This is a genomic window from Rhodococcus sp. AQ5-07, from assembly GCF_009707305.1.
GTDB lineage: Bacteria > Actinomycetota > Actinomycetes > Mycobacteriales > Mycobacteriaceae > Rhodococcus_F > Rhodococcus_F erythropolis.
On record NZ_CP046099.1, the window covers coordinates 3,552,686 to 3,573,569 of the forward strand.

21 protein-coding genes, 4 tRNA genes and 1 riboswitch are annotated in these 20,884 nt (G+C 61.3%); of the genes, 13 read left to right on the plus strand and 12 right to left on the minus strand.

The features are described from left to right. Window positions 1–4: 4 nt before the first annotated feature. The 6 genes from GJB56_RS16320 to GJB56_RS16345 all read right to left on the minus strand — a co-directional run bounded on the left by GJB56_RS16320 (window position 5) and on the right by GJB56_RS16345 (window position 4,427). Window positions 5–1,084: an LLM class flavin-dependent oxidoreductase gene (locus GJB56_RS16320; protein WP_020908903.1), complete on the minus strand. Its 1,080-nt coding sequence runs from the start codon at window positions 1,082–1,084 to the stop codon at window positions 5–7. 4 nt (window positions 1,085–1,088) lie between these two features. After that, a riboswitch (SAM riboswitch) is annotated at window positions 1,089–1,184 on the minus strand. A gap of 179 nt (window positions 1,185–1,363) precedes the next feature. Continuing rightward, the gene (locus tag GJB56_RS16325; RefSeq protein ID WP_019745064.1) at window positions 1,364–2,992 is read right to left on the minus strand and encodes an ABC transporter substrate-binding protein; all 1,629 of its coding nucleotides are present in this window, start codon (window positions 2,990–2,992) and stop codon (window positions 1,364–1,366) included. Between the two features lie 241 nt (window positions 2,993–3,233). Beyond that, window positions 3,234–3,310, minus strand: a tRNA-Phe gene (locus tag GJB56_RS16330). A gap of 70 nt (window positions 3,311–3,380) precedes the next feature. Beyond that, window positions 3,381–3,454 (minus strand) — tRNA-Asp (locus tag GJB56_RS16335). Between the two features lie 135 nt (window positions 3,455–3,589). Next, a tRNA-Glu gene (locus tag GJB56_RS16340) sits at window positions 3,590–3,662 on the minus strand. A gap of 111 nt (window positions 3,663–3,773) precedes the next feature. Then, window positions 3,774–4,427, minus strand: a complete 654-nt coding sequence (locus GJB56_RS16345; RefSeq protein WP_019745065.1) for a TetR family transcriptional regulator — start codon at window positions 4,425–4,427, stop codon at window positions 3,774–3,776. 405 nt (window positions 4,428–4,832) lie between these two features. Between GJB56_RS16345 and GJB56_RS16350 the strand changes: the two genes are divergently transcribed. From GJB56_RS16350 to GJB56_RS16360, 3 genes are all read left to right on the plus strand, one after another. After that, entirely contained in the window at window positions 4,833–5,330 is a 498-nt protein-coding gene (locus GJB56_RS16350) for a MarR family winged helix-turn-helix transcriptional regulator (protein WP_019745066.1), read from the plus strand. After that, complete coding sequence (locus GJB56_RS16355) at window positions 5,327–6,718, plus strand: MFS transporter (RefSeq protein WP_113682466.1); 1,392 nt, start codon at window positions 5,327–5,329, stop codon at window positions 6,716–6,718. The genes GJB56_RS16350 and GJB56_RS16355 overlap by 4 nt, the downstream gene beginning before the upstream one ends. 12 nt (window positions 6,719–6,730) lie before the next feature. Beyond that, window positions 6,731–6,803 (plus strand) — tRNA-Lys (locus tag GJB56_RS16360). 88 nt (window positions 6,804–6,891) lie between these two features. On the opposite strand, the gene GJB56_RS16365 is transcribed toward GJB56_RS16360, so the two are convergent. Beyond that, window positions 6,892–7,743 carry an alpha/beta fold hydrolase gene (locus GJB56_RS16365; RefSeq protein ID WP_047889850.1) on the minus strand — a complete coding sequence of 284 codons (852 nt, stop codon included), beginning with the start codon at window positions 7,741–7,743 and terminating at the stop codon, window positions 6,892–6,894. A gap of 61 nt (window positions 7,744–7,804) precedes the next feature. Next, window positions 7,805–8,071, minus strand: a complete 267-nt coding sequence (locus GJB56_RS16370; protein ID WP_020908909.1) for a hypothetical protein — start codon at window positions 8,069–8,071, stop codon at window positions 7,805–7,807. 425 nt (window positions 8,072–8,496) lie between these two features. Between GJB56_RS16370 and GJB56_RS16375 the strand changes: the two genes are divergently transcribed. Continuing rightward, entirely contained in the window at window positions 8,497–9,168 is a 672-nt protein-coding gene (locus GJB56_RS16375; RefSeq protein ID WP_020908910.1) for a hypothetical protein, read from the plus strand. Continuing rightward, window positions 9,168–10,361 carry a PrsW family intramembrane metalloprotease gene (locus GJB56_RS16380; protein WP_113682467.1) on the plus strand — a complete coding sequence of 398 codons (1,194 nt, stop codon included), beginning with the start codon at window positions 9,168–9,170 and terminating at the stop codon, window positions 10,359–10,361. The genes GJB56_RS16375 and GJB56_RS16380 overlap by 1 nt, the downstream gene beginning before the upstream one ends. Before the next feature lie 94 nt (window positions 10,362–10,455). Here the strand turns inward: GJB56_RS16380 and GJB56_RS16385 are convergent, their stop codons facing one another. Next, window positions 10,456–10,998 carry a TetR/AcrR family transcriptional regulator gene (locus GJB56_RS16385; protein WP_029256113.1) on the minus strand — a complete coding sequence of 181 codons (543 nt, stop codon included), beginning with the start codon at window positions 10,996–10,998 and terminating at the stop codon, window positions 10,456–10,458. Window positions 10,999–11,118: 120 nt separating this feature from the next. On the opposite strand from GJB56_RS16385, the gene GJB56_RS16390 reads away from it, so the two are divergent. From GJB56_RS16390 to GJB56_RS16400, 3 genes are all read left to right on the plus strand, one after another. After that, window positions 11,119–11,592, plus strand: coding sequence for a DUF4334 domain-containing protein (locus GJB56_RS16390; protein ID WP_019745072.1), 474 nt, complete (start codon window positions 11,119–11,121; stop codon window positions 11,590–11,592). A 29-nt stretch (window positions 11,593–11,621) separates the two neighbouring features. After that, entirely contained in the window at window positions 11,622–12,710 is a 1,089-nt protein-coding gene (locus tag GJB56_RS16395; protein WP_162793416.1) for an NAD(P)-dependent alcohol dehydrogenase, read from the plus strand. Between the two features lie 84 nt (window positions 12,711–12,794). Beyond that, a complete protein-coding gene (locus GJB56_RS16400) occupies window positions 12,795–13,994 on the plus strand; it encodes a low temperature requirement protein A (RefSeq protein WP_078377362.1) in 1,200 nt (399 codons plus the stop codon). Window position 13,995: 1 nt separating this feature from the next. Here GJB56_RS16400 and GJB56_RS16405 read toward each other — a convergent pair whose 3' ends face one another. Together GJB56_RS16405 and GJB56_RS16410 are read right to left on the minus strand one after the other, a co-directional pair. Continuing rightward, entirely contained in the window at window positions 13,996–14,580 is a 585-nt protein-coding gene (locus GJB56_RS16405; protein WP_019745075.1) for a hypothetical protein, read from the minus strand. 45 nt (window positions 14,581–14,625) lie between these two features. Beyond that, on the minus strand, window positions 14,626–15,003 hold the full coding sequence (locus GJB56_RS16410) for an MmcQ/YjbR family DNA-binding protein (RefSeq protein WP_007733864.1): 378 nt from the start codon (window positions 15,001–15,003) through the stop codon (window positions 14,626–14,628). Window positions 15,004–15,102: 99 nt separating this feature from the next. On the opposite strand from GJB56_RS16410, the gene GJB56_RS16415 reads away from it, so the two are divergent. Both GJB56_RS16415 and GJB56_RS16420 read left to right on the plus strand, forming a co-directional pair. After that, window positions 15,103–15,549 carry a hypothetical protein gene (locus GJB56_RS16415; protein WP_020970602.1) on the plus strand — a complete coding sequence of 149 codons (447 nt, stop codon included), beginning with the start codon at window positions 15,103–15,105 and terminating at the stop codon, window positions 15,547–15,549. A 99-nt stretch (window positions 15,550–15,648) separates the two neighbouring features. Continuing rightward, entirely contained in the window at window positions 15,649–16,239 is a 591-nt protein-coding gene (locus tag GJB56_RS16420) for a DUF937 domain-containing protein (protein WP_003940105.1), read from the plus strand. 55 nt (window positions 16,240–16,294) lie between these two features. Here GJB56_RS16420 and GJB56_RS16425 read toward each other — a convergent pair whose 3' ends face one another. Continuing rightward, window positions 16,295–17,512, minus strand: coding sequence for an MFS transporter (locus GJB56_RS16425; RefSeq protein WP_113682867.1), 1,218 nt, complete (start codon window positions 17,510–17,512; stop codon window positions 16,295–16,297). Window positions 17,513–17,626: 114 nt separating this feature from the next. Between GJB56_RS16425 and GJB56_RS16430 the strand changes: the two genes are divergently transcribed. The 3 genes from GJB56_RS16430 (at window position 17,627) to dusB (ending at window position 20,817) form a co-directional block, all read left to right on the plus strand. Beyond that, a complete protein-coding gene (locus GJB56_RS16430) occupies window positions 17,627–18,502 on the plus strand; it encodes a LysR family transcriptional regulator (RefSeq protein ID WP_021332119.1) in 876 nt (291 codons plus the stop codon). Between the two features lie 131 nt (window positions 18,503–18,633). Further along, the gene (locus GJB56_RS16435) at window positions 18,634–19,593 is read left to right on the plus strand and encodes an acyl-ACP desaturase (protein ID WP_003940492.1); all 960 of its coding nucleotides are present in this window, start codon (window positions 18,634–18,636) and stop codon (window positions 19,591–19,593) included. An 81-nt stretch (window positions 19,594–19,674) separates the two neighbouring features. Further along, window positions 19,675–20,817, plus strand: a complete 1,143-nt coding sequence (gene dusB, locus GJB56_RS16440; protein WP_003939756.1) for a tRNA dihydrouridine synthase DusB — start codon at window positions 19,675–19,677, stop codon at window positions 20,815–20,817. Window positions 20,818–20,884 lie beyond the last annotated feature (67 nt).

Sequence of the window (20,884 nt, forward strand, 5' to 3'; positions counted from 1 at the left end):
CAAGTCAGGAGGAGTGGACGAATCGATTTGCGGGCCGCTGCAGGCCGAGGTTGCCCCTCAGAGTCGATCCCGGAACCGGGCGTCGCGTCAACCCGGACTTCGACAGCGCCGGAAGCACGAATTTGGCCAGCACCGGAAGGTCCTCGTCGATCACGAGAGGGTGAAAATGAACACCGTCGAGGTGCCGGCCCAGCTCTTCGACAACTGCGGCCGCTTCCCCCGGATCTGCAGCCAGGTGCAGTCGGCCAGTGACGACGGCATTCCCGTACGAGTTCAGCTCGATCAACCGCTGCGCCGCAGACAGATTCGGCGTATCGAATGCCACATCGACCTCGGCGACCACCAATGACGCGCCCTCATCGCGCGCCTTGGCAGCCGACTGTGCAATGGCCTCCACCGAATCACCGGAAACGAGAACAACATCGGCCTGGTGTGGTTCGATGGCGCCGTAGCGGCCGAACACCACCAACTGGCCTTGCGGCGGCCGCGGAACGATTGACGGCCCCTTCACCGAGAAGGTGTCGCCCTCGAAATTGACGTAATGCAGACGATCACGCTCGAGGAAACGCCCACTGAGATAGTCACGGACGACGGCGTCGTCCTCCCACGAATCCCAGAGATCTGTCACGACGGTAACCGAATCCCGCTGCTCCTGCTGACGCGCCGACTCCGTCGTTACCGGAGCCCTCCCCCACGCCCTCGCCGCGGCATCGTCTTCGACCGGAACAGCAAGCCAGCCGCCACGCCCACGCGAGGAGTAGTCCAATGTCGCCAATTGCGAAGAGGTGTGGAACGGTTCGGCGTACGTGGTCCCGACGACGGGGACCAGTCCGATCGTGCTGGTCGTCGCCGCCACGTATGACGCCCTGGAGACGGCATCGATGCGGCCGACAACGTCACCACTCGGAGGGAGGATGGAATCGTCGAACGTCGCGAAGGTGAAGCCCGCATTCTCGGCAGCCGCGACGCGATCGCGCACAGCCTTACCCGTGAGCAACTGATCCGGGCGATGTGAGCTTCGGCGCCAGGCAGCGGGGTGAGTGCCCTCGCCGTCCAGTTCGATACCCACGGCAAATACAGTCATGTGTCCTCCATCGGTCCTGGCGGTAGCACCCACACTGCGGTTAGGTAGCGGGTTGCTGCGGCATCATCGAGCCAGGTCTCTCAGCCACTCTGGATGGTGGATGCAATCTATGCGGGCGACGCTGAACAAGTCAAATCGCACTTTACGAATCATATTGACCTACAACATATTTCAATACAATCATCCTGATCGAAAGGGTTGCGCAACGCTAGCCGACGTAGACACCAAAGAGCCCCGCCCGACTCGCGTCGGACGGGGCTCTCGGTGTGCGCTGGAACGCTACTTCGCGCCCATCCATGCCTGATCGAACAGCATGATGCCGGTTGCAGTCGGAACCACACCGTGCACGTTCTTCTGCCAAGCCCAGAACGACGTGAGCCCGCCGATCGGCGCCGACGGAACCGTCTCGTTCCACAGCGTCTGAATCTTGCCGATGATCGCCAGGGTCGACGAATTATCCTTGGCTTGTTGTAGATCTGCGATCAGCTGATCCATCGCCGGGTTCGCATATCCAGCAGTATTCGCCATCGAGGTGCTGTTGGTCGTGGAGAACAATCCGAGATCGAGAATCGACTCGTACATTCCGATGCCCGCGTGCGCCAGGTCGAAATCGTGCTTGACGTAGACGTTCTGCACGATGTCGCCGGCGTTGTTGGCCAAGATCAAGTTCACCTCGAACCCGACGGCCTGCAACAGTGACTGCACGGCGAGGCCGATCGCGTGGTCCTTGGGCTCACTGAGCACGACGTAGTCGAGAGTGCCGTCGTATCCGTCTGCCTTCGCCTGATTCAGAAGTTCCTTGGCCTTTTCGGGGTCGTAGGCAATACCCGGTGTGTCTACGTGCCATTGCGACGTCGGACCGAACAACTCCGAGCCAGGCAGTCCCTCACCGTTTTCCACGCGCTGATCGATCAATGTCGTGTCCAGCGCGTAGCCGATAGCCTGGCGAACGCGAACATCCGAGCCCGGTCGGCCTTCACGATTGTTGACAATCTCGGCACTACCGGCGTTGAGCACGTCGATGTAACCGGGGTAACCAGCGGACTTGGCGGAATTGATCGCCGAAGTAAGGCCGCGAATGTAGGCAACATCGAGCTGACCACTGTTCAATGATTCGAGATTGGCCTGCGGACCGTTAAGTGCAACCATCCGCAGTTTGTCCAGCTTGGGAGCGCCGCCGTAGTAGGACGGGTTGGCCTTGAAGATTCGCTCGACGCTCGGCGTGAAGAGATCTTCGGTAAAGGGTCCGGCACCCACCGCGGTGAACTTGTCGCCTTGCTGCGAACTCGGGGCGACGATCATCCCGTGCCCGAGAGCGAGCATCGACGGAAAGCGCATCCACGGCGTCTTCAGCTTGAAGTCGACCGTCGTGGGGCCGCTTGCCTGCGCCGATTCCACCGAAGCCAGCCACAACTCGGCGCCATTGCCCTTGCCCGCGTTGTACCGATCGATGCTTGCAATCACGGCGTTGGCGTCGAGCGCGGAACCGTCGCTGAACTTCACACCGTCGCGAAGTTTCAACGTCCACGTGCTTCCGTCGTCGCTGGTATCGAGCGATTCAGCCAACTTGGGCTCGAACTCGCCGCTCGCAGTGTCGTAACTCATCAGGACGTCGTACACCGCAGCGAAGGCCTCACCGCCGGAACCGCCGCGCGCTGCCGTCTTGGTCGGGTCAAGTGAGGGAACGAGAACCTGCACGCCGTACGTCATGGTCCCGCCGGCGACCGCGTCGCCTGGGTCCGGTTGCTCGTTGACCATGCCGGTCACGACGTCCCCCGACGTGTTCGTCGTATCGGTCCCGCTGTCGTCACCGTTGCTCGCGCAGCCCACCAACAGAACCCCGGTACCGAGCAACGCGACGGCGACCCGGCTGACTTTCCCGATGCGCCAAGATCTCGAGTGCGACACGGAGATTCCACCTCACTTCCAGTAGACGCAGCCACGGATCGGCCGCAATCGGCTAATAGTGATGTCCTCTGTGGAGTGACGCCCAGCACGTTCCCGGTGACCGGAAACATTCACGGAGACAAAGGATGCGCACAACTGAGATGATCGGGCCGAGTGGTTGACGGCGACTGACATCCGAACACGAAAAAGCTCCAACCTTATGTTCGAAGAACATGAGATTGGAGCTTGTCGATAAGAATTATGGTGGCCAGGGCCGGGATCGAACCGGCGACCTTCCGCTTTTCAGGCGGACGCTCGTACCAACTGAGCTACCTGGCCGGACGGCACCCGAACCGAATGCCTATCGCATTGCTTTGTTCTCAACCAATTGATTGAGAACAAAGCTTTGCGACCCTGACGGGACTCGAACCCGCGACCTCCGCCGTGACAGGGCGGCGCGCTAACCAACTGCGCCACAGGGCCTTGCTTTTTCCTTGCTGTGAAACCGTACTACATCTTCGAGCCGCTCCCAAACCACTGTCCTGGCCTGGCATTTGTGCATCTCAAAGCGTGTCGTGCGGGTCAAACCATACTGCATCGTTTCGCTTTCGCAAAACGTACCCCCTACGGGATTCGAACCCGCGCTACCGCCTTGAAAGGGCGGCGTCCTAGGCCGCTAGACGAAGGGGGCCCGCCGGATCTCTCCGAACTAGTACCCCAACGGCGTTCCGTTGGGAGCTTGGATAGCTTATGGCACAGCGTTCGGAAATCACAAATCGCCTGGTCATGGGCGAAAAGTGGACTATTCCGCGTCGGGGAACTCCACTTGTGGCCAGCCGTCGCGATGAAACTTCTCCAACCACTCCGGTGTGGCCATGGCTTCGAGCACCACTTCGAGGGACTCCTCGAACCACACACCCAGATCGCCACTCGAGGCAATCAGGTCCGCCATGTACCGCTGGCCGGCAAGGCTAGCTGCCAGTACGCGCGTGAATTTCTCCGGGTCCACGTCTTCGCGGAGCAAACCGTCGTCCTTGGCGCGCAATGCCAACTCGTAGGCGGTCTTTCCCCAGACCTGCCCGCCACCAGATTGCACATCCTTGTAGAACTCCGGCTCGATGATCAGCCGGAATTCCGCCTGCACGATTACCTCGGTACGGAAGACCTCGGCAATGTCGAGCACGAGCCCGTGCAATGCGACGAATGGATCGAGGTCTGTTCTCTTGGCCCAACGATCAGTGATTCCAGTGAAGGTTTCGATAGCCGAGGTCAGAACCGCTCGCGCCAACTCTTCCTTGGACTGGAAATGGAAATACATGGCGCCTTTGGTGGCGCGGGAGCCCTCGAGGATCGTGTTCACCGACGCAGCTGCATAGCCGCGCTTGGCGAATTCGACTGCAGCCGCTTCGACCAGGGCGGCGCGGGTACGCCGCGCACGCTCTTGTTGACGTGCCATTTACGGTGTTGTGCCTCTCGCAGAGTTGGTACGCAGAATCGCCGTGATCGGCGCCTGTCATCCCCCGAAACCTCACAATATCCCCTCCAACACACCCTACGTAAGGACTAGAGCGATACCCGCCAAAAGTACTAGAGGCAATCCGCTGTTCGGGGGACAACAACCGACTTTATGCTCAAAAGACACCAAGTGGTATGGTTTTGGCCGCTCGGGTGCGCTGCAGGGGGTGCGCATCCGAGCTTTTTCGTGTCCGAGATTCCGATAATCCGACCTCGCAGACGGAACTGCTTCACCGACGGATGAACGGCAATCCCAAGGTTTTAAACAACTAATGCGATTGTTTATTCCCCAGTTTTTGTCGAAACCGTGCTGGCAGCATCGAAATAACACAGTTAGACTGTCTAAATGAACGATGGCGAGGGTCGCAGCAAGACTCGTGACGAGATCGACGTACTTTGGGACGATCTGGGTGCCTTCGTCCGGCGTCTTCGCACCAAACGCCACGACCACAAACTCACGCCGAGCCAGATCCAAGCTCTCGGCCACCTCGACCGACAAGGTCCGTTGACCGCAAAAGCGTTGGCGAAATTCGAGCGCGTCACACCGCAATCCATCGCCAAGACCGTGGCCGCGCTCGAGGAACAGGGCATGGTGACGCGAAGGGCGGATCCATCGGACGGCCGCGCGGCCCTGGTCACGATGACCGAACTAGGCACATCGACCCTTCACGAAGACCGAACGAAACGCACGCAGTGGCTGGCCGAGGTCATCGACGCCGAGTGCACCGAAGCCGAGCGTGACTTGCTGCTGATCGCCGGCCGCATCCTGCGCACACTAGGCCAGGACGCTTCCCCGCCATCAGCATCGACACCGATATCAGAGGAGTCACTGATGAACCCGTGACCGCCGTCGCCGAAACGTCGACACCCCAAGCCTCCGTTCCCCTGAAACTGAGTCTTGCTCTCGGTTCGGGAACCGTCCTTCAGGCACTGAACTCGTCGATGATTGCGGTGGCAATCGTCCCGATCGCTACATACTTCGGTTCCAGTTCGGGCACAGCGTGGGTCATCTCGGCTCTCTACATCGCGACTGCAGTCACGGCACCGGCGGCTGGCCGACTCGGATCGATCCTCGGCGCCAAACGCGTCTATCTGGCGGGATTGGGTCTGATCGCTGCCGGATCGATCCTCGGCTCGCTCGCCCCGTCGCTGGGTTGGCTTATCGCGGCGCGGATTCTGCTCGGAATCGGCACGGCGACACAGTATCCGAATGCGATGACCGTCATCCGCGAATACGCTGACCGTCACCGGGCTCAAACCCGTTCAGCTATAGCAACACTCACCATTTGCGCTCAATCGGTCGTCGCGCTGGGGCCTACTCTCGGCGGGTTGCTGGTCGGCACACTCGGTTGGCAGTCGATCATGTGGGTGAACCTCCCGCTTGTCGTCGTCACTGCCATATGGGTCTTCTTCGCCGCTCCGAGCGACTCCGCCCTGCCCGACCGGGCCGGCGCCGCTGCGTTGTTCAAGTCACTCGACCCACTCGGTATCACGCTGTTTCTGGCCCTGACGACGTCGACGATGCTCTTCCTCCTGTCTCTCGCCGAGCACGCGAAGTGGTATCTCGTCCCGTCGACGGCCCTCTTCGTGTTCCTGTTCGTCTGGTGGGAACGTCGAACCACCTCGGCGTTCATCGACGTCCGTGCCATCGCCCGAAACCGCGCACTGAGCATGACTCTCGGCCGGACCCTGCTGACTTACACAGCGTTCTACTGCATCTTCTTCGGACTCCCCCAGTGGCTACAGGTAGCCCGCGGAATGTCACCGATCAGCGCCGGGCTCTTCATGCTGCCCGTCGCTGCGGTCGGGATCTTCGCGACCATGTCCGCGTCCAGGGTGTACGGGAAATTCGGCGCACGAATCACCCTCCTGATCGGCACCGCCGCGTTGGCTGTCGGCGGGATTCTGATCGCCTTTGTCGAATCTAGTTCGACTCCCCTTGTGGCACTCCTGCTGATAGCGGCGATCCTGGGCATCCCCAACGGCTTCAACAACATGGGAAACCAGAACCTGATCAACTCGGTGACCACCTCCGCCGACGTCGGGACCGCGATCGGCCTGTACCGAACAATCCAGTACATCGGCGCCAACCTTGCGGCCGTCGTCATCGAGCTGACCATGCGCGGAACCATCGACGACGCGGGTCTGCATCGCACGGGCGGGACCATCGCCGTCATCGGAATCGCCCTTCTGGTGGGGGTGGTGTTTTCACGGACTCTGCGGTCCCGTTAGACTCTGCGCCGCGCCCCTATAGCTCAGTTGGTAGAGCTACGGACTTTTAATCCGCAGGTCGTAGGTTCGAGTCCTACTGGGGGCACAAACACAGACCCGGCGCCTCATTCGGAGGCGCCGGGTCTTGTGCGTTCGTGCCACATCAATCCGTGCCACGTGAATGCATCAGCAGGTCATCGAAGCAGGAACTCGAGGGTCACGCGCTCGAATGCCTCCTTGGCTTCGATCATCACCCAGTGCCCGCAGTTCGGGAATACATGCAGTTCGGCGTTCGGAATCAGTCGCATCGGAATCATCGGCATGTCCGGTGGACACTGCCTGTCGTCGAGCCCCCATGTCAGCAAGGTCGGGCATTGCACCTTGTGCATCATCGACCAGTACGGCGGCACATCCGAGTTGGACATCATCTGCTGCTGAGCGGCAAAGGCTTTGGATCCGTACATCGCGGTCAATGCCTGGTGCGAGGCCGGATCGTTGGCCGTTTCCCATCGTTCCTCGATCCGCGCCTCGGTGACGACAGTCTTGTCGTACACCATGCATTCGAGCCATCGAACCAACTTCTCACGGCTGGGAGCGTCGGCGAAGTCCTGGAGGAGACGGGTACCTTCACTTGGGTTCTGACTGAAGATGTTCGGGCCGACGCCACCGATGGTGACCAGCCTGCAGACACGCTCCGGGAACCTCATCGCGACGTTGACGCCGACTACCCCACCCATCGAATTGCCGATCATCGCAGCCGATTCGATTCCCAGCGCGTCCATGAATCGGATCACCGACGACGCTGCCGTGATCACCGGATGGCCGTCGACGGGATCGCTCACGCCGAAACCCGGGAACTCGAGGATGTAGCAGTGGAAATGCTTCGCGAATACCTCGAGGTTCCCCCGATAGTTCCGCCAACCACTCACACCGATCCCTGAGCCGTGCAACAGGATCAACGGCGGACCATCGCCCGCCTCGTGATAGCGCAAAGTCCCCTTGTCGGTAGCGACTTCGCGTTTGGTCCCCTCATAGGTCACGTCCATCACGCAAGATTAGAACGTGTTACAGATTCAGGACGGCTGATTGCGGAACTTCGCAACCACGTCAGAAGCATCCCCCGCTACCTCGACGCCCACTGCGATTCGCGGACTTCTGCTCGCTCGGTTTCGACTTCCCCGGCCCAGCCTTCACACATCGGTTCGGGCGCCGCACTTGCTCGAAGTGTCCGGCGCTCACAACATGACCGGCCACACTCACCCGGACAGGCGTGTCTGCGCGGGCGGTTCCGACTTCCCCCGAACCCAACGTCAACGCGAATGCAGCCACCAGCACCAGGGCTACCTTCTTCGAGATCTTCATTGGCACGGCCACTGAGACACGGTTCCACTCCAGATACTGAACAGGTGCGCGCGCCGAAGGAACACGCTGAGTGTCGACGATATTCAGTACGGGTGGCCGGCCGCGATCCTTTAGCTCACCAGTATCTGAACAGTCGACAACAAAAGTTTGGGCGGCACGTCAACATCCCGAGGGCGTCAACGAGCCAACGACCAAGCTACGCACCAATACTGAGAATCACGTAAACATCGTGCAGACGCCGGGGCCGGCGCCTTTCGAAAATCCCCCAAAGCGATGTCCAGGTTCACGTCCTGCCTGAATCGTTCTGTTTGATACTTTTACCCCCTGAGGCGCACTCCTCAGATTCGCTGTCGACCCAGCACAAACGGCGTGCAGTACAAATCGGATACTGCGGCCCGCGAACGCCTTACCAAGCACTCACGAAAGCCCGGGCAAACATGACCGAAACGGAAACCACAGTGCGGGACGACCCGCCGCGGACGCCATTCGAACCCGAGGATCGCTGGGTTCCCGTCGACCGTAGATGGTTCGGCCTGGACCGAGTGACCATCATCCCGGCAGCGATAGTGCTGGCCGTTGCGATAGTCATGAGCATCATCATCCCGGCCGTCAACAACTCTGTCGCCTACGACGACGAAGTCGTGGCCGGGGATGTCATGGAACTCAAAGACGGCATCACCTTCGTTCCCGCCGTCGGCTGGGGAATCACAGACGGGGTCCGCGAAACTGATGCTCCCGTCTCCGGTTCGTTCCCGCAGCGCGCAACTCTGGTGAACAGCGGTGCACTGTTCACCGTCTACACGGCACCCTTCGCCGGTGACGCGAACGCTCTACTCGAACAGATCAAGAAGACCTCGGACGCCCTGGCAACAGCAGAGTCTTTGCGCGTCAGCGGCGACTCTTCCTCGATCACCACGGCGAGCGGCATTCGTGGTGTCATCACCAGCTACTCGAACTCGACTGCCGACGGCGTGATCGCAGCATTTGTCGTCGACGGAAAAGGCATCGAAGTTGTCTCCACCGGGCCGAGCGATGTGGCTCCGACCATCACGGACGACATTGCTCACATGATCGTGAGCATCAGCCACCGAGCCGGAGAGGGTTCCTGATGAGCACTCCCACAACACAACCCGCAAACGATCTCCTCACCCGCGCCGGTGCGATCGAGAACTCCGGTTGGGGTAGGTCGTTCACGTTCTACCAGCCGCGCAACGCCGCTTTCTGGGTTTACCTCGCTTTGGTGGTGAGCGGCGCCTTCAAATTCTTCTCGCTGCTGTCGTCGTCCGCCGGCGCTTACGGAGAAGCCATCGCGCTTTCGCTGGTGCTGTTCGGTGTGTACGGCGCCATCTTCTGGTGGTTCACGCAGCACATCGACAGGTACGCGCGCCAACCGGTCAAACTGATCGTCGTTGCGTTCCTGTGGGGCAGCTTCGCCGCTACATGGGTGATGGCCGCAAACGCCAACGACGCCATCTTGTCCTTGTACGCCAAGACATTCGGACAGGCGTGGGCATCGGACTGGGGCCCCGGCCTGACAGCTCCGTTCACCGAAGAAATCGCCAAGGGCATCGGGTTGCTCCTGCTCATCGCACTGGCATCTCGATTGGTGCGCACCGCATTCGACGGATTCATCCTCGGCGCCTTCATCGGACTCGGCTTCCAGATCTTCGAAGACGTTCTGTACGCCTTGAACTCGGCCGCGTCGCAGTTCGGAGCCGATCCGGTCGGCGCTGCAATGCCGACGATCATCCTCCGCATGGTATTCGGAGTGGCCGCACACACTCTGTACAGTGCGATCTTCGGTGCCGGACTCGTCTATCTACTGGGACGGCCGGCGGAACCGCGTCGTGTGGGGCGCGGACTCGCGCTGATGGCGACCGCGATGCTGCTCCACGGCCTGTGGGATTCCGCCGGTGCCTTGACACAAGGCAAGAATGCACTCCGCTTTCCGCTCTTCTTTGTCATGGTCGCCGCTGCATTGACCCTCGTGGTCCGCGTGTTTCGAATGACGGTTCCACGTGAACGCCAGTTCCTGAGCGACATCCTGGCACCGGAAGTCGACCGTGGTGTCATCACGGACGAAGAATTCGTCGCTCTGTGCGGCGACCACAAGGCACGCAGGGCTTTCCGCAAATCTGCAGGCGGACACGCGGCCCGTAAACGCGCCGAATACGTCCTCGAAGCCGCGGCAGACCTCGCCGACGCTCTGGCAGACTCCCACGGAACCAACACCGGCCGAGTCGAATTCGCTCGATCCGAGGTAAGTCGTATCAGGAGTGGTCAGCCGTCGGTCAAGCTCTGACCCGCTCCGAACTGGAATTCAACGCCGCGTCCCCTCGTGCGAGAGCACAAGGGAACGCGGCGTTGGCCATTGATCACGTTGCACATCCGGTTCGTCACGTCGCGATCAACCGCTGAACCGCCCCGACCGCAGCCTCGCGACGCTGAGCGACGGGACGGGACGACTTGAGCGCGAACATCCGGGCGATGTCGGTGATCAACAGAATCAACTCCGCGGGATTCCACTCGGGGTCGATGTGTCCCTCGAGTTGACCTTTGCGAATCTCGGCTACCTTCGGCCGGAACGTCTTGCTTCGTATGTCGTCCTCGCTCATGACGTCCGGTGCTTCGAGATCCGCCCATTGCTGCAATCGAGCGTTCTCGGGATGCGCGACGTAGTTGTCGAAGAGTCGACCTGCATACCCCGGCAGATCATCACCTCGTAGCGCTGTCTCCGCTGTGGTTTCGGACGTCCATTGCTCAGTGACGGCAGAAAACAACTCTTCCTTGCTCGCGAAGTACGCGTAGAGACGGTCCTTGCTGGCACGCGCTTGCGCGGCGATCCGATTGATCCGCGCGCCGGCCAGGCCGTACGTCGCAAATTCGTCCTTTGCGGCCGCCAGAATGCGGTCTCTCGTGGCTTCCCCTGCTGAGCGCATGTTCACAGCCTAGAACGAATCGACCGTTGCCGAACCATCCGGTTCGGCGTAGCGTGCAGAGTTGACGAACAATTTGGTTCGCGAACTTCGGCCAACTCACCCGCCGACGCAAGGAGAGACATGAATCTCGATGACGCTCGAACCGCATTCACCCGGCTCCGTGGATCGGAAAGTGGTGTTTCACCAGCAGAACTCGACGAAGTGTGGGCCGCGCTGGAAACCGTTGCCGCCGAAGAAATCCTCGGCGAATGGAAGGGCGACGACTTCGCCACCGGTCATCGTCTGCACGAAAAACTGTTCGCGAGCCGCTGGTACGGCAAGACTTTCAATTCCGTCGAGGATGCCAAGCCGTTGATCTGCCGAGACGAAGACGGCAACCTCTACTCCGACGTCAAGAGCGGCAATGGCGAGGCAAGTCTGTGGAACATCGAGTTTCGTGGCGAAGTCACGGCGACGATGGTCTACGACGGCGCGCCGATCTTCGACCATTTCAAGAAAGTCGACGATTCGACGCTCATGGGCATCATGAACGGAAAATCGGCGTTGGTTCTCGACGGCGGACAGCACTACTACTTCCTGCTCGAGCGAGCGTGATTCGCGCCGAACAGAATTCGACGTCCGCCATGCAGATGACAGCGGCGCTCTCACACGGCCCGCACTCCCTCTTCACACTCGACACCGTCGAGATCGACGAACCCCGCGCAGACGAGATCCTGGTTCGCATCGTCGCGACAGGCCTGTGCCACACGGATCTGTTCACGAAGACGGTGCTACCGGAAAAGCTCGGGCCCTGCGTGTTCGGACACGAAGGCGCCGGCGTGGTGCAAGCCGTTGGCTCGTCGATCGACAACATCGCGGCTGGTGATCACGTATTGCTGAGCTACCGCAGTTGCGGTGTATGCAGGCAATGCCTCAACGGCCATCGGGCGTACTGCGAAAGCTCACACGGGCTCAACAGCTCTGGCGCACGCACCGACGGCTCGACGCCGGTCCGGCGAAACGGAACTCCGATACGGTCCGCATTCTTCGGCCAGTCCAGCTTCGCGGAATACGTCATCGCCTCTGCCGACAACACCGTCGTCGTCGATCCTGCGGTGGACCTGACCGTCGCGGCTCCGCTCGGCTGCGGGTTTCAAACCGGCGCGGGTGCCGTGCTGAATCTACTTCGCCCCGAGCCCGACTCGACGTTTGCCGTTTTCGGGGCAGGCAGCGTCGGACTCGCAGCGCTGCTGGCGGCGAGGGCTGCCGGCGTTTCCACCCTGGTCGCCGTGGACCCCGTTGCGCAGCGGCGCGAACTCGCCGAGGAATTCGGCGCCGTCACTGTCGATCCCTCGAATGAAGATGCGCTCGACGCGGTCCGCGCCGCCACCGACGGAGGTTCGACGCATTCCCTCGACACCACCGGAATCGGCTCCGTGATCAATCAAGCCGTCACATCACTTCGAGCACGGGGAACACTGGCGGTAGTCGGACTCGGAGCATCCACGGTCGAGGTGAACATGGCCGACATCATGCTGAGCGGAAAGACAATTCGAGGATGCATCGAAGGAGAGTCGGAAGTCTCGACGTTCATCCCCGAACTCGTCGAACTCTTCACTGGTGGCCGGTTTCCGATCGACCGCTTGGTGACGCGCTACGCCTTCTCCGACATCAACAAAGCCGTCGAAGATCAAGCGTCGGGGCGCGTCATCAAACCCGTTCTCGTGTGGTGAGGGGCGAAATGTCTCATTCGTCGACCCGACGGAATTCGCCCTAGACTGCGCTCCTGCACTAGACGTCGGAGCAAGGTGGGGACGATGACAGAACACACCAGTACAGGCGCGGGCCACGGCCGGGCCGTTATGCCGATCATCCGGATGCGCGCACGCAGCCGCGACGAGAACCATCGCGCATCGACGCCACTCGAACTGTTCTTCGACCTGTGTTTCGTGGTTGCGGCCGCACAGGCCGGAGTTCAACTGGTGCATGCTGTTGCCGAGGGCCACTACGTCGACGGCATCGCCGGTTATATGTTCGTCTTCTTCGCGCTGTGGTGGGCGTGGGTGAACTTCACCTGGTTCGCGTCTGCCTACGACACGGACGACGTCCCCTACCGGGTCGCGACCTTCGTACAGATTTGTGGCGTGCTCGTCTTCGCCGCCGGAATCCCCGACGCATTCGACGGAACCGACCGTACGACGGCCATCGTCGGCTACCTCATCATGCGAATTGCGCTCACCTGCCAATGGCTTCGAGCCGCCAGCGGTGAATCCGGTGCAGCGCGAACCACTGCTCTGCAATACGCCGCCGGGCTCGTGATCGTCCAGGCCGGCTGGATCGTGCTGCTCCTGATGCCGGCGTCGGCGTGGATACCCGGCTTCTTCGTTCTCATGATCGCCGAACTCGCGGTGCCGGCAATCGCCGAGCGCAACCATCAGACTCCGTGGCACCCGCAACACATCGCCGAACGCTACGGCCTCTTCACCATCATCATGCTCGGCGAAACCATTGCTGCCGCCACCATCGCGGTCCAATCCGGCATTCGTGATTTCGACGCCGCCGACCTACTGATTCCGATTGCTGTCGGCGGAGTTCTGATCGTGTTCTCCGCGTTGTGGATCTACTTCGCCGTCCCGATCCACGAGTACCTCGCAGACCAGGGCAATCGCGCCGTCCTGTTGTGGGGATACGGGCACTACTTCGTATTCGGATCCGCTGCGGCCATCGGCGCCGGCATCGAAGTAGCCGTCGAGGAAGCAGTTGGCGAGGCGCACATTTCGACGTTCGCAGCATCTGCCGCGGTCACGATCCCCGCCGCGATGTTCCTGATCTTCGTGTGGCTCATGCACTCACGACACTTCAAGCGTGACAGGATCGAGCAGGCTGTTCTACCGGTGAGCGCAATCCTGGTTCTCGCCTGCACATTTGCCGGACACTGGGCGGTCCCGCTCGCCGGACTGGTGGCGGCGGGAACCGTCGGAGTCGGTGTCGGCCTGAGTACTCGGTCGAAGAGCTGACTCAGATTTCCGGGGCTGGAGCCTCGCCCTTACTCTGCGGCTCGTGTTGCTTGAGCTCACCGCGCATCTTGTCGAGATCCTTGCCACGCTTTTTGTACATATAGCCGAGCGCAACAAGACCCAGGAACAACGCAACGCCCAGGACTGCACCGACAACGGAGGCTCCGCGGAAACCGGGGCCGTCGACGTCGAGGATCCGCTCGCCCGCATGCGCTGCATTGTTGTTGCCGAGAACAACTGTCAGAGAGAGCAGGTTCGGCAGCGCGAAGATCACACCCAACGCGAGAGCCGTGATCTGGATGATTCGAGCATGCTTGCGCTTGCGCACCTGCCAGACCGCTCGGAAGAAGATGAGCGGGACCAGGGTGCAGACGAGACCGAACAGCAGTCCCCACGCGATTCCGGCGCTGAAGCTGCCGTTCGCCAACGACGCAATTCGCTGCGCCCACCAACGCGGAAGGAAGGCGGCAAGGATGAAGTAAGCGATGACCAGGACCACCGCCATCACTGCGATCCCGATGGCCTTCTTCGCCCACGGCGGCATGCCCGGTTTTTCGGTGGCCGGTGAAGTTTCCGGTGTCGTCATGACAAATCCTCGTCTAGTCGGCGTCTGTACTGACGAATCTATCCGTTACGGGCGTTCCTCATCCGCATCGAGAACGATCCGGGCAAGCCGCTTCGGAGCAACGAGGGTGAACGAGGTGTAGATCCACTCCTCCAGTTGCGACCATTTCTCCTCGGAAACGTCGGTGCCGATGTCGAGCGCAACCCACCCGTGTCGACCGAGACCGTAGCCGGCAGCGCTTGCACCTGGTTCGGTGGCCACCACCGCTTCGGCTTCCTCCTTGCTCAACTTGACGGTCAAGGAGGTGGCTTCGACGTTGCAGAACACGAAGTTCTTGCCGCGGACCCGGAAGGTCGGGTGACCGTCCCACGCTTCGATGTCGACGCGCTCCGCCTCCGGCAGGGACAACGAGATCTCTTCGAGTCGACGCATGTTGTCGGGCATGGAGACGATTCTGCACGCTCGATACCGAGCTTGACACCCGCGACACAGCTAGGCTCGGCGACGACCGCGTTACCGAACTCCGAACACAGGGAGAGTGGCATGCGCACGTTAGTTCATCTGGTTCTGCTCATTTGTGGAATCGCCGTTGCCGTCGGCTCGTTCATGTACGTACTGGCCGGGGTCAAACCCAACAACGTTCGCCTCGAGGACCTGCGGGACGGTTTTCCGGCCGGGTGGGCAATCGAGCAACTCGGCGATCAGTCCGTGACCTTCTACCGTTCGATGGCGATACTTCTGCTCGCTGCAGCCGTATTGATTCTGATCGCCGCTTTGTTCGGTTCTCGTATTTCAGCGTGGATCGGAATCATCGTGGGATTGGGAACTCTGGGCACGTTCTACTACCGAGTGAACGATCAATTCGACAATGTCATCAGGGAAAACTACTCCACGATCCTGACAAATCAGACAGGATTCATCTTGACGGCCGGCGGACTGATTCTCGCTCTCCTAGCGTGTCTGGTCCCCCGCGAGAAGACCCGAGCCTGACCGCTCGGCAACCGGAGGGTTACCGTCGACGCCGACATTCACTAGTGTCTGCAACAGCCGGGTACTGACGAGTAGTACCCCAGAAGAGGTAGGGCATCAATGGCATCGCTTGACGACCTTCTATCCCAGATCCCCATCGACCAGATCGCGCAGCAACTCGGCGTGGACCAGGCAACTGCCGAATCGGCGGTCAAGACTGCACTTCCGACCCTCGTCGGTGGCCTCGGCGCCAACGCTCAGGATCCCGCAGGCGCAGCCTCACTCGAAAGTGCGCTGCAGTCGCACGCCGACACCAGCCTTCTCGACGACGGCGTCGACATCAGCAAAGTCGACACCGCTGACGGTCAGAAGATCGTCTCGAACATCTTCGGCGGCAACACCGATCAGGTCGCCAGCGCACTGGGCGGTGTCGGTGGCGGCGGTGGAAACGATCTGGTGAAGCAGTTGCTGCCGATCCTCGCTCCCATCGTCCTGGCCTACCTCGCCAAGCAGTTCACCGGTGGCGGCGCCGGCGCGCAGACCCAGGCCTCCGGTGGCGGCGGGCTCGGGGATCTCCTCGGCGGAATTCTCGGCGGTGGCGGCAATTCCGGCGGCGGCATCGGCGGCGCACTCGGCGGCATCCTGGGTGGATCCGGTGGCGGCGGCCTCGGAGACCTGCTCGGAGGCCTCCTCGGCGGCGGCAAGAAGTAAGACGCTAGACAGAACGCACTGCGGCGATCCCGTTCGGGGTCGCCGCAGTGCTCTGTCATTCGACCGTCGAAGATCGAAACATCTTCAGCGACAATGCAAACGCAACCAACAGCAGCGCGCCCACAAAGGCACTGACCCCACCCCAACCGCCGCCCGCGTATGCGAGACCAGCGAGGGCGCCCGCCACGGACGAACCCGCATAGTAGGCAAACAGATACAACGCCGACGCCTCGGCCCGGTGATCGGTCGCGATCAGCCCCACCCAACCGCTGGCCACCGAATGTGCCGCGAAGAATCCTCCGGTGAAGAGCAGCATCCCCACGAGAGTCAACGCCAGATTGTCCGGAACGGTCAGTGCCAGACCGATACCGATGACAACAACCGAGCCGAGCAGAACACTGCGCCTACCCAGCCGGTCCGAGGCCCCGCCGGCTACCGTTGAGGTGAAAGTTCCGGCGAGGTAGAAGAGAAAGACCAGGCCGACAAGTGCTTCAGGAAGTCCGAAAGGAGCTGCCGTGAGCCGAAACCCGAGGAAGTTGTAGATCGAGACGAATCCGCCCATGAGGATGAACCCCAAGGCGAAAAGCGTGCGCAGCGACGGGTTCGCAAGGTGGCGTCGTAGATTCGACGCGATCGCACGCACCGACACCGGTTGCGGGCGAAAGAACTTCGACGCGGGGAGCTTCCGGATCATGTTGAGCGCGAACAACGCTGACAGCAAGGCCGCAGTCACCAATGCCCAGCGCCACGTACTGAAATCGACGACGGCCGACGGAACCAGCCGTCCGATCAGCCCACCGATCGTCGTGCCGGCGACGTACCTTCCCATTGCTGCACCGAGGTCCTTGCGATCGACCTCCTCGGCCAGATAGGCCATCGCCACCGCCGGGACCCCCGCCAGAGCCAAGCCTTGCGCCGCGCGTCCGATCAGCAGAACCTCGATCGTCGGACTGAGTGGCAGAAGCAAACCGATCACACAGGATGCCGACGCCGACGCGATCATCACCCGTGTGCGACCGAACCGCTCGGAGAGCGCACTGGCCGGAATGATCGCCAACGCCAACATGCCCGTCGTCGCCGAGACCGAAAGTGCAGACACCGCGGGCGAGACGTCGAAGCCTTCGGCGAACGCAGGCAGCAATGCCTGTGCCGCGTACATCGAGATGAATGTCGACAGCCCGGCCGCGAACAACGCAACGGTCACCGTGCGATACCCCGGTGTTCCGCGGCGAAGCGGCACCACTTCGGATTCGATCACATTCTCGACAGTCACCACATACCTCCAGGCATCGCTTACCTCCGGTAAGAATCCTCCCGCCGCGCTTCGACAAAAGAAAATGCATAAACTTGGAGTTCTATATGCGTCATAGGTATATAGATTGGGTTCGTGATGCTGACCGAAGACCTCGAATGGTTTGTCGTTCTCGCCGAAACCCAACAGGTGACCGCTACCGCGGATCTGACTCACCTGTCGCAGCCGACACTCTCGCGCAAACTCGCACGCCTCGAACGACAGATCGGAGTGACGCTCTTCGACCGTCAGGGACGCCGGCTCGAACTGAACCGGTACGGCGAGATCCTCTACCGACACGCTCGCACCGCTCTTCACTCACTCGACGCGGCGCAGAGCGAAATCCAGTCGCTGGCGAGCCCCGAAAGCGGCACGGTCCGGCTCGACTTCCTCCACTCGTTCGGCACCTGGTTGGTGCCGCACATGCTGCGCGGATACCGCGTCGAGCATCCCGGAGTGCGATTCGAACTGCATCAGGACAGTGCGCAGTTCCTGGTCGACAGAATTGCCGCCGGCACGTCCGACCTGGCCGTCGTCTCGCCGCAGCCGCGTGATCCGCAGGTGGCATGGATGCAGATCGCCCAGCAGTCACTGGCATTGGCTGTTCCGGCTGATCATCGCTTTGCGAAGTTGCATTCGGTCGAGCTTGCGGACGCGGCCGACGAACCGTTCATCGGTATGCATCCGAACTTCGGGATGCGAAGAATTCTCGATGAACTGTGCGCGGCCGCAGGATTCACGCCGAATTTCGTCTTCGAGAGCAGCGAGCTGGCAACGGTCGGCGGACTGGTCTCCGCGTCCTTCGGTGTCTCGGTCATGCCGGTTCAGGATCCACCGATCTGGGCCGAAGGAGTCGTCTACGTACCGATCGAAGGAGCCCAGCGAAAAATAGGGCTGATCTGGTCGAAGAGCCGCGAGCTGTCCGATCCCGCCCGGACGTTCCGCGACTACGTCGAAAGAACGACTTGGTAGTGAAAGTGCCCCCGGATAACTACGGATCGGTAACATCCCTCGAGGGGAGCAATTTTCATGCCATTCTTTTCAAACCTACGGTGCCGTAGGCTGGGGCGAAGTCGCGCATTCACTCAACATGGAGGCAAGAAATGACGAGGATTCTGACGCAGCTGGAGCTGCTACAAGAGCTGCAGCCGGTTGCCGAGGAGAACGTCAACCGCCACATCTCCATGGCCAAGGAATGGCATCCACACGACTACGTTCCGTGGGACGAGGGTCGTAACTTCGCAGCCATGGGCGGCGAAGACTGGAGTCTCGAGCAGTCACAGCTCGGCGAGGTAGCTCGCGCCGCGATGATCACCAACCTGCTCACCGAGGACAACCTGCCCTCGTACCACCGCGAGATCGCCGAGAACTTTTCGCAGGACGGCGCCTGGGGAACGTGGGTCGGCCGGTGGACCGCCGAGGAGAACCGTCACGGCATCGTGATGCGTGACTACCTCGTCGTCACGCGCGCAGTCGACCCCGTTGAGCTCGAGCGCTTCCGCATGGAACACATGACAAACGGTTACAGCGCACCCATCGACGAGGGCGACGCCGGCCTGCTGCACTCGGTCGCCTACGTGACCTTCCAGGAACTCGCGACGCGCGTCAGCCACCGCAACACCGGCAAGGCTTGCGACGAGCCGATTGCCGACAAGATGCTTCAGCGCATCGCCGCTGATGAGAACCTGCACATGATCTTCTACCGCAACATCTGCGCCGCCGCGCTCGATCTTGCTCCCGATCAGGCTCTCAAGGCTGTGGCGAACATCGTCCAGAACTTCCAGATGCCGGGCGCCGGCATGCCTAACTTCCGTCGTAACGGCGCTCTCATGGCCAAGCACGGCATCTACGACCTTCGCCAGCACCTCGACGAGGTCGTCTGGCCCGTCTTGCGCAAGTGGAACATCTTCGAGCGCAACGATTTCAGTGCCGAAGGCGAGAACACGCGCGAAGAGTTGGCGGCCTTCCTCGAGACCCTTGCCGCCAACGCGACGAAGTTCGAGGAACAGCGCGATCGCATGCTCGCACGCGAAGCCGCCAAGCGCGAACAGCAGGCTTCTTAGTTTCACCAGCTATTCTGTGCCCGGTACCGGATTCGGTACCGGGCACTTCCAATTGTCACAAGTATTTGTTCAGAGGTAGACATGTCATCCCTACGTATCGGTTCACTCGAGCTGCACAGCCCCGTGGTCCTCGCCCCCATGGCGGGCGTCACCAACGTCGCCTTCCGCACGCTGTGCCGTGAACTCGAACTCGAACGTGCAGGCAGCACGTCCGGCCTCTACGTCTGCGAGATGGTCACGGCACGTGCGCTCGTCGAGCGCCAGCCGGCCACGATGCACATGACCACGTTCGGCCCGACCGAAACGCCCCGGTCGCTGCAGTTGTACACAGTCGACCCGGATACGACCTACGCCGCGGCCAAGATGATCGTCGACGAGAACATGGCCGATCACATCGACATGAACTTCGGCTGCCCCGTCCCGAAGGTGACCCGCAAGGGCGGTGGCTCCGCGCTGCCGTACAAGCGTCGGCTGTTCGGACAGATCGTCGCGGCTGCTGTGCGCGCGACCGAGGGCACCGATATTCCGGTCACTGTGAAGATGCGCGTCGGCATCGACCCCGAACATCACACGCACCTCGACGCCGGCCGGATCGCCGCAGCTGAAGGCGCTGCTGCCGTCGCACTTCACGCACGTACCGCGTCGCAGCGCTACTCCGGCACTGCTGACTGGAACGAGATCACGCGTCTCAAGGAACACGTCACCGACGTTCCGATCCTCGGCAACGGTGACATCTTCGATGCTTCGGATGCTGCCCGGATGATGAACGAGACCGGCTGCGACGGCGTCGTCGTCGGACGTGGCTGCCTCGGACGGCCATGGCTGTTCGCGGAACTCAGCGCAGCTCTCAACGGACAACAGATCGCCACGCCGCCGACGCTCGGCGAAGTCACCAAGATCATCGCCCGTCACGCCCAGCTGCTCGCCGCACACCACGGCGAGATGAAGGGCTTGCGCGAACTTCGCAAGCACGTCTCCTGGTACATGCGTGGGTTCCCGGTCGGATCGGATCTGCGGGTCTCGATGGCGTTGGTCAGCACGTTGTCCGAACTGGACGACCTGCTCGGACAGCTCGATCACGACGTCCCGTTCCCCAAGGACGCCGAAGGTCCGCGGGGTCGCCAAGGCTCGCCCGGTCAGGTAGCACTTCCGGAAGGTTGGCTCGACGATCCCGAGGACGATCTTGTGCCGGTCGGGGCTGACATGATGCACTCCGGTGGCTAGCGAGAACACGCCGTCGGATTACTCTCATCACTTTCTGAGTGAAGCACTCAGGATTCACCAGTAATAT

Bases quoted from the DNA above. Each gene is read 5' to 3' on its own strand.
- GJB56_RS16320 (WP_020908903.1), bottom strand. From the start codon at position 1,084: ATGACTGTATTTGCCGTGGGTATCGAACTGGACGGCGAGGGCACTCAC.
- GJB56_RS16345 (WP_019745065.1), bottom strand. From the start codon at position 4,427: ATGGCACGTCAACAAGAGCGTGCGCGGCGTACCCGCGCCGCCCTGGTC.
- GJB56_RS16350 (WP_019745066.1), top strand. From the start codon at position 4,833: ATGAACGATGGCGAGGGTCGCAGCAAGACTCGTGACGAGATCGACGTA.
- GJB56_RS16365 (WP_047889850.1), bottom strand. From the start codon at position 7,743: ATGGACGTGACCTATGAGGGGACCAAACGCGAAGTCGCTACCGACAAG.
- GJB56_RS16375 (WP_020908910.1), top strand. From the start codon at position 8,497: ATGACCGAAACGGAAACCACAGTGCGGGACGACCCGCCGCGGACGCCA.
- GJB56_RS16380 (WP_113682467.1), top strand. From the start codon at position 9,168: ATGAGCACTCCCACAACACAACCCGCAAACGATCTCCTCACCCGCGCC.
- GJB56_RS16385 (WP_029256113.1), bottom strand. From the start codon at position 10,998: ATGCGCTCAGCAGGGGAAGCCACGAGAGACCGCATTCTGGCGGCCGCA.
- GJB56_RS16390 (WP_019745072.1), top strand. From the start codon at position 11,119: ATGAATCTCGATGACGCTCGAACCGCATTCACCCGGCTCCGTGGATCG.
- GJB56_RS16395 (WP_162793416.1), top strand. From the start codon at position 11,622: ATGCAGATGACAGCGGCGCTCTCACACGGCCCGCACTCCCTCTTCACA.
- GJB56_RS16400 (WP_078377362.1), top strand. From the start codon at position 12,795: ATGACAGAACACACCAGTACAGGCGCGGGCCACGGCCGGGCCGTTATG.
- GJB56_RS16405 (WP_019745075.1), bottom strand. From the start codon at position 14,580: ATGACGACACCGGAAACTTCACCGGCCACCGAAAAACCGGGCATGCCG.
- GJB56_RS16410 (WP_007733864.1), bottom strand. From the start codon at position 15,003: ATGCCCGACAACATGCGTCGACTCGAAGAGATCTCGTTGTCCCTGCCG.
- GJB56_RS16415 (WP_020970602.1), top strand. From the start codon at position 15,103: ATGCGCACGTTAGTTCATCTGGTTCTGCTCATTTGTGGAATCGCCGTT.
- GJB56_RS16420 (WP_003940105.1), top strand. From the start codon at position 15,649: ATGGCATCGCTTGACGACCTTCTATCCCAGATCCCCATCGACCAGATC.
- GJB56_RS16435 (WP_003940492.1), top strand. From the start codon at position 18,634: ATGACGAGGATTCTGACGCAGCTGGAGCTGCTACAAGAGCTGCAGCCG.
- dusB (WP_003939756.1), top strand. From the start codon at position 19,675: ATGTCATCCCTACGTATCGGTTCACTCGAGCTGCACAGCCCCGTGGTC.